The 13,943-nt window shown below is 67.6% G+C and carries 16 protein-coding genes and 1 tRNA gene; 3 read left to right on the forward strand and 14 right to left on the reverse strand.

What is annotated here, in order from left to right:
* Window positions 1-20 precede the first annotated feature (20 nt).
* The gene (locus tag L2U69_RS15685; RefSeq protein ID WP_236108075.1) at window positions 21-1,049 is read left to right on the forward strand and encodes an isocitrate/isopropylmalate dehydrogenase family protein; all 1,029 of its coding nucleotides are present in this window, start codon (window positions 21-23) and stop codon (window positions 1,047-1,049) included.
* A gap of 30 nt (window positions 1,050-1,079) precedes the next feature.
* On the opposite strand, the gene L2U69_RS15690 is transcribed toward L2U69_RS15685, so the two are convergent.
* The 5 genes from L2U69_RS15690 to L2U69_RS15710 form a co-directional block, all read right to left on the reverse strand.
* Window positions 1,080-3,149: a 3-hydroxyacyl-CoA dehydrogenase NAD-binding domain-containing protein gene (locus L2U69_RS15690; protein ID WP_236108076.1), complete on the reverse strand. Its 2,070-nt coding sequence runs from the start codon at window positions 3,147-3,149 to the stop codon at window positions 1,080-1,082.
* Window positions 3,150-3,297: 148 nt separating this feature from the next.
* A tRNA-Leu gene (locus L2U69_RS15695) sits at window positions 3,298-3,383 on the reverse strand.
* Window positions 3,384-3,443: 60 nt separating this feature from the next.
* A complete protein-coding gene (locus L2U69_RS15700; protein WP_236108077.1) occupies window positions 3,444-3,701 on the reverse strand; it encodes a hypothetical protein in 258 nt (85 codons plus the stop codon).
* 76 nt (window positions 3,702-3,777) lie between these two features.
* Entirely contained in the window at window positions 3,778-4,518 is a 741-nt protein-coding gene (locus L2U69_RS15705) for a phosphoadenylyl-sulfate reductase (protein WP_329605416.1), read from the reverse strand.
* Window positions 4,506-5,066 (reverse strand): precorrin-2 dehydrogenase/sirohydrochlorin ferrochelatase family protein, encoded by a 561-nt coding sequence (locus tag L2U69_RS15710; RefSeq protein ID WP_236108078.1) that lies wholly within the window; start codon window positions 5,064-5,066, stop codon window positions 4,506-4,508. Before L2U69_RS15710 ends, L2U69_RS15705 begins: the two co-directional genes overlap by 13 nt.
* 197 nt (window positions 5,067-5,263) lie before the next feature.
* On the opposite strand from L2U69_RS15710, the gene L2U69_RS15715 reads away from it, so the two are divergent.
* Window positions 5,264-5,449 (forward strand): putative motility protein, encoded by a 186-nt coding sequence (locus L2U69_RS15715; RefSeq protein ID WP_236108079.1) that lies wholly within the window; start codon window positions 5,264-5,266, stop codon window positions 5,447-5,449.
* An 84-nt stretch (window positions 5,450-5,533) separates the two neighbouring features.
* Here the strand turns inward: L2U69_RS15715 and L2U69_RS15720 are convergent, their stop codons facing one another.
* Window positions 5,534-5,770: a FliM/FliN family flagellar motor switch protein gene (locus L2U69_RS15720; protein WP_236108080.1), complete on the reverse strand. Its 237-nt coding sequence runs from the start codon at window positions 5,768-5,770 to the stop codon at window positions 5,534-5,536.
* A 71-nt stretch (window positions 5,771-5,841) separates the two neighbouring features.
* On the opposite strand from L2U69_RS15720, the gene lipB reads away from it, so the two are divergent.
* Window positions 5,842-6,555: a lipoyl(octanoyl) transferase LipB gene (gene lipB, locus L2U69_RS15725; RefSeq protein ID WP_236108081.1), complete on the forward strand. Its 714-nt coding sequence runs from the start codon at window positions 5,842-5,844 to the stop codon at window positions 6,553-6,555.
* Window positions 6,556-6,559: 4 nt separating this feature from the next.
* Here the strand turns inward: lipB and L2U69_RS15730 are convergent, their stop codons facing one another.
* From L2U69_RS15730 to crcB, 8 genes are all read right to left on the reverse strand, one after another.
* The gene (locus L2U69_RS15730; protein WP_236108082.1) at window positions 6,560-7,255 is read right to left on the reverse strand and encodes a hypothetical protein; all 696 of its coding nucleotides are present in this window, start codon (window positions 7,253-7,255) and stop codon (window positions 6,560-6,562) included.
* Between the two features lie 127 nt (window positions 7,256-7,382).
* Entirely contained in the window at window positions 7,383-7,673 is a 291-nt protein-coding gene (locus L2U69_RS15735; protein ID WP_236108083.1) for a hypothetical protein, read from the reverse strand.
* 61 nt (window positions 7,674-7,734) lie between these two features.
* Window positions 7,735-8,010: an acylphosphatase gene (locus L2U69_RS15740; RefSeq protein ID WP_236108084.1), complete on the reverse strand. Its 276-nt coding sequence runs from the start codon at window positions 8,008-8,010 to the stop codon at window positions 7,735-7,737.
* 68 nt (window positions 8,011-8,078) lie between these two features.
* The gene (locus L2U69_RS15745) at window positions 8,079-10,079 is read right to left on the reverse strand and encodes an acetyl-CoA carboxylase biotin carboxylase subunit (protein ID WP_236108085.1); all 2,001 of its coding nucleotides are present in this window, start codon (window positions 10,077-10,079) and stop codon (window positions 8,079-8,081) included.
* A gap of 19 nt (window positions 10,080-10,098) precedes the next feature.
* The gene (locus L2U69_RS15750) at window positions 10,099-11,631 is read right to left on the reverse strand and encodes an acyl-CoA carboxylase subunit beta (protein ID WP_236108086.1); all 1,533 of its coding nucleotides are present in this window, start codon (window positions 11,629-11,631) and stop codon (window positions 10,099-10,101) included.
* A gap of 203 nt (window positions 11,632-11,834) precedes the next feature.
* Window positions 11,835-12,530, reverse strand: a complete 696-nt coding sequence (locus tag L2U69_RS15755) for an ATP12 family chaperone protein (protein ID WP_236108087.1) — start codon at window positions 12,528-12,530, stop codon at window positions 11,835-11,837.
* The gene (locus L2U69_RS15760; protein ID WP_236108088.1) at window positions 12,527-13,540 is read right to left on the reverse strand and encodes an RluA family pseudouridine synthase; all 1,014 of its coding nucleotides are present in this window, start codon (window positions 13,538-13,540) and stop codon (window positions 12,527-12,529) included. Before L2U69_RS15760 ends, L2U69_RS15755 begins: the two co-directional genes overlap by 4 nt.
* Window positions 13,537-13,920 carry a fluoride efflux transporter CrcB gene (gene crcB, locus L2U69_RS15765; protein ID WP_236108089.1) on the reverse strand — a complete coding sequence of 128 codons (384 nt, stop codon included), beginning with the start codon at window positions 13,918-13,920 and terminating at the stop codon, window positions 13,537-13,539. Before crcB ends, L2U69_RS15760 begins: the two co-directional genes overlap by 4 nt.
* Window positions 13,921-13,943: the final 23 nt, after the last annotated feature.

Raw genomic sequence — 13,943 nt, forward strand, 5'->3', positions numbered from 1 at the left:
GGCCGAGGAGTAGCGCAGTCATGGCATCTGTCCCGACGGTTCCCGCAACGTTGATCCCCGGGGACGGCATCGGCCCCGAAATCGTCGATTCCGTCACCACCGTCCTGGATGCGCTGGGCGCGCCCTTCGACTGGGACCGCCAGGCCGCCGGCATGGCCGGCATCGACGCCGCCGGCGATCCCCTGCCCCAGGCGACCCTGGACAGTATCGCGCGCACCGGCCTTGCCCTGAAGGGGCCGCTGACCACGCCGTCGGGCGGCGGCTATCGTTCCGTCAATGTGCGCCTGCGCGAAGCGTTCAAGCTCTACGCCAACGTCCGCCCCGCCCGCACCATCGTGCCCGGCGGGCGCTACGAGGACATCGACCTGGTGCTGATGCGCGAGAACCTCGAAGGTTACTACGTCGCGCACGAGCACTTCATCGGGCTCGCCGGCGATCCCCATGCCGTCGCCATCAGCCAGGGCGTCACCACCCGCGAGGGCTGCCGCCGCATCATCCGCTATGCCTTCGAATACGCCGTGAAGCACGGCCGCAAGAAGGTGACCCTGGTTCACAAGGCCAATATCCTGAAGGCCATCACCGGCCTCTTCCTCGAGGAAGGGCGCGAGATCGCCAAGGATTACGCGGGCAAGGTGGCGGTGGACGAGCGGATCGTCGATGCCTGCGCCATGCAGCTCGTCATGAACCCCTGGCAGTTCGACGTGATCGTGACCACCAATCTGTTCGGCGACATCCTGTCGGACCAGATCGCCGGCCTGGTCGGCGGCCTGGGCATGGCGCCCGGCGCCAATATCGGCGAGGACGCGGCGATCTTCGAGGCGGTCCACGGCTCGGCGCCGGACATCGCGGGCAAGGGCATCGCCAACCCCCTCGCCCTGATGCTCGCCGCCGGCCTGATGCTGGATCACATCGGCCGTCAGGACCTGTCGTCGCGCCTGAAGACCGCGATCGACCAGACCCTGAACGTCGACCAGATCCGCACCGGCGACCTGGGCGGCAAGGCCAGCACTAGGGAACTGACCGAAGCCCTGGTCAAGCGGATCGGCTGAGGTCACACGGGAGGGGCGGTACCTCGCCCCTCACCCTGAAAAGCCCTTACCCTCGTCGGCGAGCTTCCGCAGCAGGCCGGCGGCCTGCCATTGCGGCGTGCCCAATCGGGCATGGAAGGCGTCGATGCCGGCGACGACCGTACCCAGGCCCTGCTGTTCACCCCAGAACATGGGGCCGCCGCGATAGGCGGGGAAACCGTAGCCGTTCAGCCAGACCGCATCGATGTCGGAGGCGCGGGACGCGATCCCCTCCTCGAGGATGCGTGCGCCTTCGTTCACCATCATGAACATGCAGCGTTCCAGGATTTCCCGGTCCGGGACATCGCGCGTCGCGATGCCGGCCTCGGCGCGATAGGCGGCGATCAGGGCGTCGGTCTCGGCGTCCGGGATGGGCGTGCGGCTGCCCTTCTCGTAAAGATAGATGCCGGCGCCGGTCTTCTGTCCGTAGCGGCCTTTCTCCGCCAGCGCGTCGAGCCAGTTCGGCGCATCCACGTCCGGATCGTTCGCCTTCCGCCGTTCCTCGCGGATGCGCCAGCCGACGTCGAGGCCGGCGAGATCCGAGGTCGCGAAGGGCCCCATGGCGAAGCCGAACCCGGTCAGCACCTTGTCGACCTGCTGCGGCGTCGCGCCCTCGTTGACGAGGGCGATGGCCTCGCGGTTGCGGGCATGGAGGATGCGGTTGCCGACGAAGCCGTAGCAGACGCCGACCATGACCCCGACCTTGCCGATCCTCTTCGCGACATCCATCACCGTCGCCTGAACGTCGGGCGCCGTTTCCTTGCCGCGCACGTTCTCCAGCAATCTCATGACATTGGCCGGGCTGAAGAAATGCATGCCGACCACGTCCTGCGGCCGCCTGGTCGCGGCCGCGATCTCGTCGATGCTCAGCGTCGAGGTATTGGTCGCGAGCACGGCGCCCGGTTTGCAGATCGCATCCAGCTTGCCGAAGATTTCGTGCTTCACGGCCATGGATTCGAAGGCCGCCTCGATCACCAGATCGACCGTCGCCAGATCGCCATAGTCGAGACTGCCGGTGATCAGCGCCATGCGCGCCTCGACCTCCGCCGGGGTGATCCGGCCCTTGGCCGCGGTCGCCTCGTAATTGCGCCGGATGGTGGCGAGACCGCGGTCCAGCGCCGGCGCCACCGTCTCGATCAGGATGACGGGAAGTCCCGCGTTGGCGAAGCACATGGCGATGCCGCCGCCCATGGTGCCGGCACCGATGACGCCCACGCTCTCCACCGGGCGCGGTTTCACGTCGGGGCCGAGGCCCGGCACCTTGGCCGCTTCGCGCTGGGCGAAGAAGGCGTGGATCAGGCCGGCGCGCTGGGGCGAATTCAGGCAGTCGAGGAACAGGCTGCGCTCGTTGGCGATCGCCTCGTCGAACGGCAGGCGGCTGGCCGCCTCGATCGATTCGACACAGCGGAGCGGCGAATAGAGGCCGCGCGCCTTCCTGGCGACCGCCGCCTTCACACCCTCGAACAGGGCGGCATCGCCTTCGAGGGGCAGGTCGCGGGTACGGCGATGGCCGACACCCTCGGCCGCGAGGTTGCAGGCGGCGGCGACCACGTCGCCTTCCGCCACGCGGTCGACGATGCCCGCTGCCTCGGCCTTCCGGGCATCCAGGGGGCTGCCGTCGACGATGATGTCGACCGCGGCCTGGACGCCGGTCAGGCGCGGCAGGCGCACGGTGCCGCCGGCGCCGGGAATGAGGCCCAGCTTCACCTCGGGCAGGCCGACCTGGGCGAAGGGGGAGGCGACGCGATAATGACAGCCGAGCGCGAGCTCGAGACCGCCGCCCAGCGCCGTGCCGTTGATCGCCGCGATGACGGGCTTCGAGGCGTTCTCGAAAGCGGCGATGACGTCGGGCAGCGAGGGGCCCTGGGGCGGCTTGCCGAATTCGCGGATGTCGGCCCCGGCCGAGAAGGTCTTGCCGGCCCCGGTCAGCACCAGGGTTTCGACCGCGTCATCCGCCAGCGCCGCCTCGAGACAGGCTTTCAGCCCGGCCCGGACCGCCTGACCCAGCGCATTCACCGGCGGGCTGTCGATGGTGATCACCGCGACGGCGCCCTTGCGCTCCCATTTGACCGCTTCGCTCATCTCTCCTCCGCGTTTTTGCCGGCGCCGTCGTCGCGGGCCGGAGTCGCGGGGGATTGTGCGTCATTCCGAATGCGGAAACACCCCCATAGACCGCGTGCATGCGGCCAAGGAAAAACCCCGGACGGCGGGCCGTCCGGGGTTTTCAGATTGGTGCGGTCGAGAAGACTCGAACTTCCACGGGTGTTACCCCACAAGCACCTCAAGCTTGCGCGTCTACCATTCCGCCACGACCGCTCCGTGGGCAGGCGCGGGTGGTAGCAAATTCGGCAGACCGAGGCAAGGGGTTTCACCCCTTCAATCGGCCGCGCAGGAAAAACTGGCGATGCGCTCGCCGTCGATCTCGCCCACGGCATCCAGGATCGCGGCGCGGCCGTATTGGGCGCAGTGCAGCCGCGCCTCTTCGTTGGCTTCATTCAATTCGTCGATATCGTCGTCGATGGTGACGACATAGGCCTGCGGTGTCGCGGTCAGCGGCGCGGGATCGGACGCGCAGGCCGAAAGGCCCAGCAGCGACAGGGGCAGGATCGCGAGAATCGGGCGGACATGCGCCATGGCTTTCACTCCGTCGAACGAAAGCCCCCAGACGATTGCTAAACGGTGGCGGGGCCGCAGGGTTCCCGCCCCCCGATCAGATGCCCGAACCGTCCGCTTCGAAGTGGATGCCGCATTCGCGCTTCTCGCTGCCGGCCCAGCGGCCGTCACGATAGTCGCCGCCCTCGGAAACCCGGTCGGTGCAGGGCATGCAGCCGATGGAGAGATAGCCGTCCTCGACCAGCGGGTGTGCCGGCAGGTCATAGGCGGTGCGATAGGCTTCCAGCATCTCGCTGTCCCAGGAGATCAGGGGATTGACCTTCACCCTTCCGTCGGCGGCCTCGAGATTGGGCAGGGCGGCGCGTTCGGCGGTCTGGAAACGCTTGCGGCCGGTGATCCAGGCATCGAAGCCCTGAAGGGCGCGGGCCAGCGGCTCCACCTTGCGCAGGCGGCAGCAGGCATCCGGATTGTCGCGCCACAGGACCCCGTCCGGATCGCGCATGGCGACCGCCTCGGCATCGGGTTCGATGGTGCGCACGTCGGTCAGGCCGAGCAGCTTGGTCAGGCGGTCGCGATAGCGCAGCGTCTCGCCGAACAGCTTGTCGGTATCGAGGAAGATCACCGGAATGCTCGGATCGACCTTGGCGACGAGGTGGAGCAGCACGGCCGATTCCGCCCCGAAGGACGAGACCAGGGCGATGCGGCCCTTGAATTCGAGCTGGGACATGACCTTGATCAGCCCCTCGCCCTCCAGCGGGCCATAGAGGTTGCGCAGCGAAGCCGCGTGGTCGCGGGCCCATTGCCGCCGGTCGGGTGCCAGCGCGTTCATGCCAGCCATTCCTTCTCGTCCAGAAAAGCATCGGAGCGCCGCGAGACTTCCTTCGCCGGCACCCCCTGTTCACGCCAGCCCTGGCGCAAGTCCGCCAGTTCCGCCAGCCGCTCCACCCATTCGGGTCCGTAATCCGTCTCCAGCCGGCGGCGCAGGCGACGCGCCAGCGCCGGGCTCTTGCCGGCGGTGGAGACCGCGATGGTCAGATCGCCGCGCCGCACCAGGGCCGGCAGATGCACGTCGCAGAGATCGACGACATCCTCGACATTGATCAGGGCGCCCGCTTCCCGCGCCGTCCGGGCCACGCTCTCCGCCTCCACGCGGTCGAGACCGGCGATGACGACGAGACGCACCCCGGCGAGATCGGCGGCCCCCGGCAGGAAGGGCCGCAGCCTGTCACCGGCCGCCGCCGCCAGCGCCGGCCCCGCATCGAGAACATGGACCGCGACCCGAACGGCGCCCGCCTCGTCGATCAGGCGCAGGCGCTTGAGCATGATCTCTCCCCGGCCGACGACGGCGACCGGAAGACGCGACAGATCGAGCGCAATTGGCAGCATCACAACCCTCGACGGCCGAAGCGAGGCACGGCCCAAAGACTGGCCGACCCGGCGGTCCGGGCCGATTGATCGAAATCATATGGGGGAATGATCATTTTTACGCAACGAATAATCAATTGGAAATTTTGAACAGTATTTAATTGTGTTAATTGCCCTTTAAGAGCCGGCTCTCCAGAATGGGCGCAGGAGGATGCCCCATGACGGAACTCGCCTCGATCGCCGTGGCCATGAACACCAGCCAGACCAGGACCGAAGCGTCCCTGGCCATGGTCAAGCAGAACGCGGATTTTCAAAGGCTTGCGGTCGAAACCCTGTTGGAGACGATGGATGCCGTGCCGGCGGCCCCGCCGGGCATGGGCGCGCAGGTCGACGAATACGCCTGACGTCTTTTCTCGATCGTCGTGACCAGGGCATGGCGCGGCGTGCCGCCTGCCATGCCCACGATGCATAGCCTGGAACGGGCGCCCTCAGCGATCCTTGCCGAACAGCAGTTCCGTGACCGAGACGGCGATATGCTCGCCCGACAGCACCACTTCGCCGCGGGCGATGGGGCGGCCGTTGGCGAGGATGATCACCGGCTCGCTCTCCTTGGCGTCCAATTCGATCACGGCGCCGCGCCCCATCTTCAGCAATTGATGGATGGGCATGGTCGACTGGCCGAGCACGACCGATATATCAATGAAGACTTCGCCGACGGCGGACAAGGCAGCACCCTCCGAAATGTGTCCCAAGTCTCGCCCGCCAGCGTTAGCATCGGGTTAACAGGACAGCCCCCATGAACGCTCAGCCCCCCCTTTCCGACCCCACCTGCCCCACCTCCACGGCCATCGAATGGGTGGTCGAGCCCGGCCTGCTGGACTATCCGGCGGCGCTGGCCGCCATGGAGGCGCGGGTGGAGGCGATCCGGGCCGGTACCGCGCCGGAGCGGATCTGGCTGGTCGAGCATCCGCCGCTCTATACCGCCGGCACCAGCGCCGCCGCCGACGAGCTTCTGGCGCCGGACCGTTTCCCGGTCTATGACGCCGGGCGGGGCGGGCGCTTCACCTATCACGGGCCCGGCCAGCGCGTGGTCTACGTCATGCTGGACCTGACGCGCCACGGCCGCGACCTTCGGGACTTCGTCTGCAAGCTGGAGAAATGGGTGATCGCCGCCCTGGCGCGCTTCAACGTGACGGGCGAAATGCGCGACGGCCGCGTCGGCGTCTGGGTGACGCGGGGCGAGGCCCCCTTCCAGCGCGAGGACAAGATCGCCGCCATCGGTGTCCGCGTGCGGCGCTGGGTGACCTTTCACGGCCTGTCCCTGAACGTGGAGCCGGATCTGTCGCATTTCGGCGGCATCGTGCCCTGCGGCATCAGCCAGCACGGCGTGACATCGCTGGTCGACCTGGGCCTGCCGGTCACCATGGACGATGCCGACATCGCCCTGATGGATACGTTCGAGGAAATCTTCGGCCTGCCCCTGGCCCACGGCACCGAGGCGGCGGCCTGACCGATCAGTCGCGAGACGCGAGGGCGCGGGACGCGTCGGCGGTGTCGAAGCGGCTGGACGACTGCAGGCGGTCGACGATCAGATGGCTGAGGCTGACCGCCCCGCCCTCGCCGTCCACGTCGGGATCGATCAGCACGCGCAGTTTCGCCGGATCGCCACCGGCGGGCACCGGCACGATCACCGTATAGCTTTCGTAATTGCCGCTGCCGGCCTCGAAGCGGGTCCATTGCCCGGCCTTGCCGTCGACCGAAAGGGCGAGGGCGAAACGCCGCGCCGGGTTCTGGCGATCGGCACGGGCCCAGACGGTGAAGCGGGCGATATGGCCCGTCAGTTCCGCGCCCACGGCGGGCGGCACGGCGATCCAGGCGGCATCGGTATCGGTCGAATCGTCGGCAACCGTCGCCTGGCGGGTGCCGGTCAGGCGCACGGCGGTCCCCATTTCCTCCTGCACCGGCGCAAGCGCCAAGGCGGTGCGCGGGGCCAGCACCACGCGCGTGTCGCCGCCGGCCGGCTGCAGGGGCAGCACGGTCAGCCGCTCGATCCGGCCGGCCGTCACCGCGGGGGCGGTCCGGTCCGGCACCGCGCGCACCTCGGCCGCCTGCGCCGTCGCCATTCGCTCGGCGGTCATGTCGTAGCCGATGGCGCCCAGGACGGTCGCCAGGGCAAGCACACCGACGGCCCATGTCAGAAATCGGTACATCGAGGCTCCGGGGGATAAGCCAATCTGATTTCGCAACTGCGTGCGAAGTTTTCAACCCACGAAACCGCCGGGGGTTCCTTGCGCTGAGCGCGCATCTCCGCCCGCTCGGGCGCCCGATCCCGCGACGTCAGATTTCGCGGGTGACGGTCACCTTCCGGCCCCGGGTCAGATACATCATGATGCCGAGGGTCGCCGCGCCGAAGAACCAGATGGCGAAGAGCACCGAGATACCGATGCCGGCGGTGAATTTGGCGACCGCCGCTTCGGCGCCCGGGGCGGCATCGCGCGCGACCCGGCTCAGGATCGCGGTGCCGACGAAGACCCGCACCGCCATCACCGCGTTGAAGGTCCAGAACAGGACCGCCACGATCCAGCCGAAAACGCCGCGCCGGCGCTTCTCGATGGTTTCGGTCACCATGTGCTTCCCTCCCGAGATGCGGAATGCTGCCCGACCGGCGTGCCCCTGTCCACGCGCGCCGTCAGACGGTCGCTTCCTGGCGGAACCCCCGGGGCGGACGCTCCGGGTCCTCGGAAATGTCGATGCCGTCGACCCAGCCGGCCGGCGGGCCCCGGCGGCAGGCCGCCAGCAATTCGTCCAGCGCCGCCGGATCGCCATGGGCCAGGAGTTCGACCGTGCCGTCCATACGGTTGCGCACCCAGCCGTCGAGGCCGAGTCTGGTGGCGACGCCGACGGCGAAATGGCGATAGCCGACACCCTGGACCTTGCCGCGAATGACGAAACGCAGGGTCTTCATGGCATGCCTCCAAAGCAAAGGGCCCCGGCGAGGGGATCGCCGGGGCCCGTCATACGCATGATGATCGATCACTCGAATTCGAGGATGACCTGGTCGACTGAGAAGCTGTCGCCCTTCTTGCCGTTGACCTTGGCGACCTTGCCGTCGCGTTCCGCCTTGAGGACGTTTTCCATCTTCATGGCTTCGACGACCGCGAGGGTCTGTCCGGCCTTCACCTCCTCGCCTTCCTCGACGTTGATCGAGACGATGAGGCCCGGCATCGGGCAGAGCAGCAGCTTCGAGGTATCGGGCGGCAGCTTGACCGGCATCAGGGCGGCAAGCTCGGCCCCGCGCGGCGTGCGCACGGTGGCGATCACCTCGGCGCCCGAATGGAACAGGCGGAAGCCTTCGCCCTTCTTCTCGACCTGGACGATGATCGGCTTGCCGTTCACGGTGCCGCGCAGGATCTTCATGCCCGGCAGCCAGTCGGTGCGGACGGCCAGCAGGTGGTGGCCGAGGCCGACGTCATAGCCGCCGTCCACCGTCTCCACCTTCACCGAACGCTTCTCGTCGCCCACCTGGACCACATATTGGGTCTGCAGGTGACGGCCGTGGTTCTGGAGCTGGCCGGAGATTTCGATCTCTCGCTCCTGGGTCCGTCGGTGCAGCGCGACCGCCGCCGCCGTCAGATTGTCGAGAGCGAGGGCATCCAGCGTGCCGCCGGAGAAACCGTCCGGGAATTCCTCGGCGATGAAGCCCGTGGTCAGCCGGCCCGAACGGAAACGCTCGTGCCCCAGCACCGCCGAGACGAAGCTGATGTTGTGGCTGATGCCGCGGATGTAGAAGGCATCCAGCGCGGCGCGCTGGGCGTCGATCGCCTGTCCGCGCGTCGGTGCGTGGGTGCACAGCTTGGCGATCATCGGATCGTAGAACATCGAGATCTCGGCGCCGGCGAAGACGCCGGTGTCGTTGCGGACCACGGCGCCATTGCCGTCCGGACCTTCGGCCGGCGGCTCGTAATGGGTGAGCCGGCCGATCGAGGGCAGGAAGCCACGCGTCGGATCCTCGGCATAGACGCGGGATTCGATGGCCCAGCCGTTGATGCCGACGTCCTCCTGCTTGATCGACAGGGTCTCGCCATAGGCGACGCGGATCATCTGCTCGACCAGGTCGATGCCGGTGATCAGTTCGGTGACCGGATGTTCCACCTGCAGACGGGTGTTCATCTCGAGGAAGTAGAAGTTGCGGTCGCCGTCGACGATGAATTCGACCGTGCCGGCGCTGTCGTAGTTCACTTCCTTGGCCAGGGCGACCGACTGTTCGCCCATGGCCTTGCGGGTCGCCTCGTCCAGGAAGGGGCTCGGCGCCTCTTCGATCACCTTCTGGTTACGGCGCTGGATCGAGCATTCGCGCTCGTTCACATAGATCACGTTGCCGTGCTTGTCGCCCAGCACCTGGATCTCGATGTGACGCGGCGAGGTCACGAACTTCTCGATGAAGACGCGATCGTCGGCGAAGGAGGAACGCGCCTCGTTGGTCGCGGACTGGAAGCCCTCGCGGGTCTCCTCCTCGTTCCAGGCGATGCGCATGCCCTTGCCGCCGCCGCCGGCCGACGCCTTGATCATCACCGGGAAGCCGATGTCCTTGGCGATCTTCACCGCCTCGTCGGTGTCCTTGATGACGCCGAGATAGCCGGGGACCGTGTTCACGCCCGCGGCCGCCGCCAGCTTCTTCGATTCGATCTTGTCGCCCATGGCGCCGATGGCATGGACGTTCGGGCCGATGAACTTGATGCCGTGCTTGTCGAGTTCGGCGCAGAAGTCCGCCTTTTCCGACAGGAAGCCGTAGCCGGGATGAACGGCTTCGGCACCGGTGTCGAGGCAGGCCTTCACGATGCGGTCGATGATCAGATAGGACTCGGCCGCCGGCGGCGCGCCGACATGGACCGCCTCGTCCGCCATTTCGACGTGCAGGGCGTCGGCATCGGCATCCGAATAGACGGCAACGGTCTTGATGCCCATCTTGCGGGCGGTCTTGATGACGCGGCAGGCGATTTCGCCACGGTTCGCGATCAGGATCTTCTTGAACATGTCGTAACCCACCAGCCGATCAGAGCGGAATATTGTCGTGCTTCTTCGCCGGCACCTGGATCTCCTTGTTCCGGAGCATCGCGAAGGCGCGGCAGACACGGCGGCGGGTCGAATGCGGCATGATCACCTCGTCGATGAAGCCGCGGTTCGCCGCCTTGAACGGGCTGGCGAAATTGGCCGCGTATTCGGCGGTCCGGGCCGCGATCTTCTCGGTGTCGCCGATCTCGTTGCGGAAGATGATCTCGACCGCGCCCTTGGCGCCCATGACCGCGATTTCGGCGGTCGGCCAGGCGTAGTTGACGTCGCCGCGCAGGTGCTTGGAGCTCATGACGTCATAGGCGCCGCCATAGGCCTTGCGGGTGATCACGGTCACCTTCGGCACCGTCGCCTCGGCATAGGCGAACAGCAGCTTGGCGCCGTGCTTGATGATGCCGCCGTATTCCTGGGCCGTGCCCGGCAGGAAGCCCGGGACGTCCACGAAAGTCAGGATCGGAATGTTGAAGGCGTCGCAGAAGCGGACGAAGCGCGCCGCCTTCCGCGACGAATCGATATCCAGGCAGCCGGCCAGCACCATCGGCTGGTTGGCGACGATGCCGACGGTCGAGCCTTCGAGACGGGCGAAGCCGGTGATGATGTTCTTGGCGTAACCCGGCTGGATCTCGAAGAAGTCGCCCTCGTCGACCATCTTCAGGATCAGTTCCTTCATGTCGTAGGGCTTGTTCGGGTTGGCCGGGACCAGGGTGTCCAGGCTCGCCTCGGTGCGCTCCACGTCGTCGTAGAAGGGACGGGTCGGCGGATCTTCCTTGTTCGAGAGCGGCAGGAAGTCGAACAGGCGCCGGGTCTCGTAGAGCGCTTCGACGTCGTTCTCGAAGGCATTGTCCGCGACGGAGGACTTGGTGGTGTGGGTGACCGCGCCGCCCAGTTCCTCCTGGGTCACGATCTCCTGGGTCACGGTCTTCACGACGTCGGGACCGGTGACGAACATGTAGGAGCTGTCCTTCACCATGAAGATGAAGTCGGTCATGGCCGGGGAATAGACCGCGCCGCCGGCACAGGGCCCCATGATCACCGAAATCTGCGGGATGACGCCCGAGGCATCGACATTGCGCAGGAAGACGTCCGCATAGCCGCCCAGCGAGGCGACGCCTTCCTGGATGCGGGCGCCGCCGCTGTCGTTGAGGCCGATGACGGGGGCGCCCACCTTCATCGCCATGTCCATGACCTTGCAGATCTTCTCGGCATGGGATTCGGAAAGCGAGCCGCCGAACACCGTGAAGTCCTGGGAGAAGACGAAGACCTGGCGGCCGTTGATGGTGCCCCAGCCGGTTACCACGCCGTCGCCGGCGACCTTCTGTTCCGCCATGCCGAAGTCGGCGCAGCGGTGCTCGACGAACATGTCGTATTCTTCGAAGGAACCGGCGTCGAGCAGCAGTTCGATGCGCTCGCGTGCGGTCAGTTTGCCTTTGGAATGCTGAGCGTCGATACGCTTCTGCCCACCGCCGAGGCGGGCCTCTTCACGCTTCTTTTCGAGCTGGCGGAGAATATGGTGCATCAGTTCCCCCTAATGCCGCGCCGTTTGGGGACGGCTGCGGTGCGGCAGCACGATTGGCGCATGCCGCGGATGCGAAAGACCCGGGTCTCGTATCACCAAACCGACGCATGTTCCAGTACGACGGACGGGGGGAGCCCGGAGTGGGTCTTTTTTGTGACCTCCCCCCTTTCCCGCCCCCCTTCCCCGGCGGCATCCCCCCGCCGTCAGGCGCGGAGCAGGCCGAGGAAGCGGTGTGCGTGGCCGAGATCGGCGCGCTGGCGGGCGGCGCGGTCGGCCGCTTCCGCGTCCTCGCCCCATTGCTCGATCTGATAGTCGTCGTCGATGCGGCTGGCCTTCCAGGCATCCTCCAGCGCCATTTCCCCTTCCGCCACGGCGAGCGCCAGGACGAGGGAGCCGAGAATGCCGACCATCGTATGCAGGGCGGCGAGATCGGCGTCGCTGCGATGATCGAGGACGGCGGCCATGCGGGGCACCACCGTCTCGGGCTGGGCGACCGGCATCAGGCCGGCGGTCACAGCCAGTTCGGTATCGAAGCGCCGGCGCACCCAGTCGATCCAGGGATCCCAGGCTTCGGCCTGGCGCGCGATCAGGTCGTCGGGCTCGGTCGCGCGATAGCAGACGAGGTCGGTGCCGGCCCAATTGGCCATTTCGGCGACCACCTCGGCGCGGAGATCCGCCACCCGGTCGAGGGCCGTATTGGCGAAGCGGGTGAGCGCCAGGGTCTCCGGCTTGAAATCCACCGGCTGGGCGTTCCATTCCGCCGCCAGGGCTTCGGCGAGGGCCCGCGTCGGCACCGTCAAGGGCCGCTTGGCCGGGGTGCGCATGGGCCTGCCGTCCAGGGTGACGGTGAAGCCGTCCCCGGCCTCGGCCGGGGCGGCGGTCTTCCAGAAACGCTTCATTCGTCCAGTTCCGCGAAGGCATCGTCCCCGGCCGTCGCGTCGAAACCGAGGAGCTTGAAACTTTCGGCCATATGGCCCGGCAGCGGTGCCGTCACCCGCAGCCGCCCGCCGTCGGGGTGGGCGATGTCGAGGCTCCGGGCATGGAGGTGCAGCTTGCGGCTGACGCCCCCGGTCAGGAAGGCTTCGGCGCCGCCGTATTTGCCGTCGCCCACGATGGGCGTGCCGAGGAAGGCGGCATGGGCGCGCAATTGGTGGGTCCGCCCGGTCTGCGGCCGCATGGCGAGCCAGGCGACGCGCCCGCCCGCCTGTTCCACGACCGTATAGAAGGTGACGGCGCGCTTCGCCTCGTCGTCGTCCTCCGGCCTGGTGATGGCACGCATCTTCTCGTGGCCGGCCGGGCCTTCCTTGGCCAGCGCGACGTTGATCCTGCCGCGCATCGGCTTGGGCAGGCCGGCGACCAGGGCCCAATAGGTCTTGGCGGCATCGCGCGCCTTGAACGCCTTGGCCAAGCTGGCCGCCGCCGCCCGGTCCCGCGCCAGGACGAGGACGCCGGAGGTATCCTTGTCCAGGCGATGCACCAGCTTCGGGCGTTCCGCCGAACCGAAGCGCAGACCATCGAGGGCGGCGTCGAGATGGGCGTCGGACAGGCCGCTGCCGCCCTGGACCGCGAGACCCGGCGGCTTGTTGACAACGATCACCCGCTCGTCGCGATGGATGATCGCCTTCTTCAGGGCCTCGGCGATTTCGGCGAGCTTGCCGGTCAGGGGCTTCGGCCCGTCCGACGCGGGGGCGGGCCGGGGCGCCTCGCCCAGCGGCGGCACGCGCACCTCGTCCCCGGTCGAAAGCCGGTCGGATGCCTTCACCCGGCCACCGTTGACCCGCACCTGGCCGGTGCGCAGCAGTTTTTCCAGGCGGCCGTGGCCCAGGTCCGGATAGTGGCGCTTGAACCAGCGGTCCAGGCGCATGTCGGCATCCGCCGCCTCGACCTGACACAGGGTGACCGATTTCATGATGCCATGACCTGCCGTCCGATATAGAAGCCGAGCACGACGCCCGCCAGCCCGAGCACCACGGAGCCGACGACATAGAGCAGGGCGAGCCCCCCCTCGCCCCGGTCCCAGAGCGCCAGCGCATCGAGGGAGTAGGCCGAGAAGGTGGTGAAACCGCCGAGCAGCCCGGTCATCAGGAACAGGCGCAGGGGATCGTTGCCGCCCCGCGTCACCATCACGGCGCCGAGCACGCCCATGACCGCACTGCCGATCAGATTGACCGCCATGGTGCCGGCCGGAAAGCCCGACCCGACCATGGATTGCGCCAGGCGCACCACCGCGAGGCGGAGCGCGGAGCCGACCGCGCCACCGAGTGCCACCATGGCATAGGCTTGAAGCATGCCCGCCTCCCCTCAACGCCTTA

The organism is Zavarzinia marina (assembly GCF_021568905.1).
GTDB lineage: Bacteria > Pseudomonadota > Alphaproteobacteria > Zavarziniales > Zavarziniaceae > Zavarzinia > Zavarzinia marina.

Coding starts and splice junctions, on each gene's coding strand:
- L2U69_RS15685 (WP_236108075.1), top strand. CDS start 21: ATGGCATCTGTCCCGACGGTTCCCGCAACGTTGATCCCCGGGGACGGC.
- L2U69_RS15690 (WP_236108076.1), bottom strand. CDS start 3,149: ATGAGCGAAGCGGTCAAATGGGAGCGCAAGGGCGCCGTCGCGGTGATC.
- L2U69_RS15700 (WP_236108077.1), bottom strand. CDS start 3,701: ATGGCGCATGTCCGCCCGATTCTCGCGATCCTGCCCCTGTCGCTGCTG.
- L2U69_RS15705 (WP_329605416.1), bottom strand. CDS start 4,518: ATGGCTGGCATGAACGCGCTGGCACCCGACCGGCGGCAATGGGCCCGC.
- L2U69_RS15710 (WP_236108078.1), bottom strand. CDS start 5,066: ATGCTGCCAATTGCGCTCGATCTGTCGCGTCTTCCGGTCGCCGTCGTC.
- L2U69_RS15715 (WP_236108079.1), top strand. CDS start 5,264: ATGACGGAACTCGCCTCGATCGCCGTGGCCATGAACACCAGCCAGACC.
- lipB (WP_236108081.1), top strand. CDS start 5,842: ATGAACGCTCAGCCCCCCCTTTCCGACCCCACCTGCCCCACCTCCACG.
- L2U69_RS15730 (WP_236108082.1), bottom strand. CDS start 7,255: ATGTACCGATTTCTGACATGGGCCGTCGGTGTGCTTGCCCTGGCGACC.
- L2U69_RS15735 (WP_236108083.1), bottom strand. CDS start 7,673: ATGGTGACCGAAACCATCGAGAAGCGCCGGCGCGGCGTTTTCGGCTGG.
- L2U69_RS15740 (WP_236108084.1), bottom strand. CDS start 8,010: ATGAAGACCCTGCGTTTCGTCATTCGCGGCAAGGTCCAGGGTGTCGGC.
- L2U69_RS15745 (WP_236108085.1), bottom strand. CDS start 10,079: ATGTTCAAGAAGATCCTGATCGCGAACCGTGGCGAAATCGCCTGCCGC.
- L2U69_RS15750 (WP_236108086.1), bottom strand. CDS start 11,631: ATGCACCATATTCTCCGCCAGCTCGAAAAGAAGCGTGAAGAGGCCCGC.
- L2U69_RS15755 (WP_236108087.1), bottom strand. CDS start 12,530: ATGAAGCGTTTCTGGAAGACCGCCGCCCCGGCCGAGGCCGGGGACGGC.
- L2U69_RS15760 (WP_236108088.1), bottom strand. CDS start 13,540: ATGAAATCGGTCACCCTGTGTCAGGTCGAGGCGGCGGATGCCGACATG.
- crcB (WP_236108089.1), bottom strand. CDS start 13,920: ATGCTTCAAGCCTATGCCATGGTGGCACTCGGTGGCGCGGTCGGCTCC.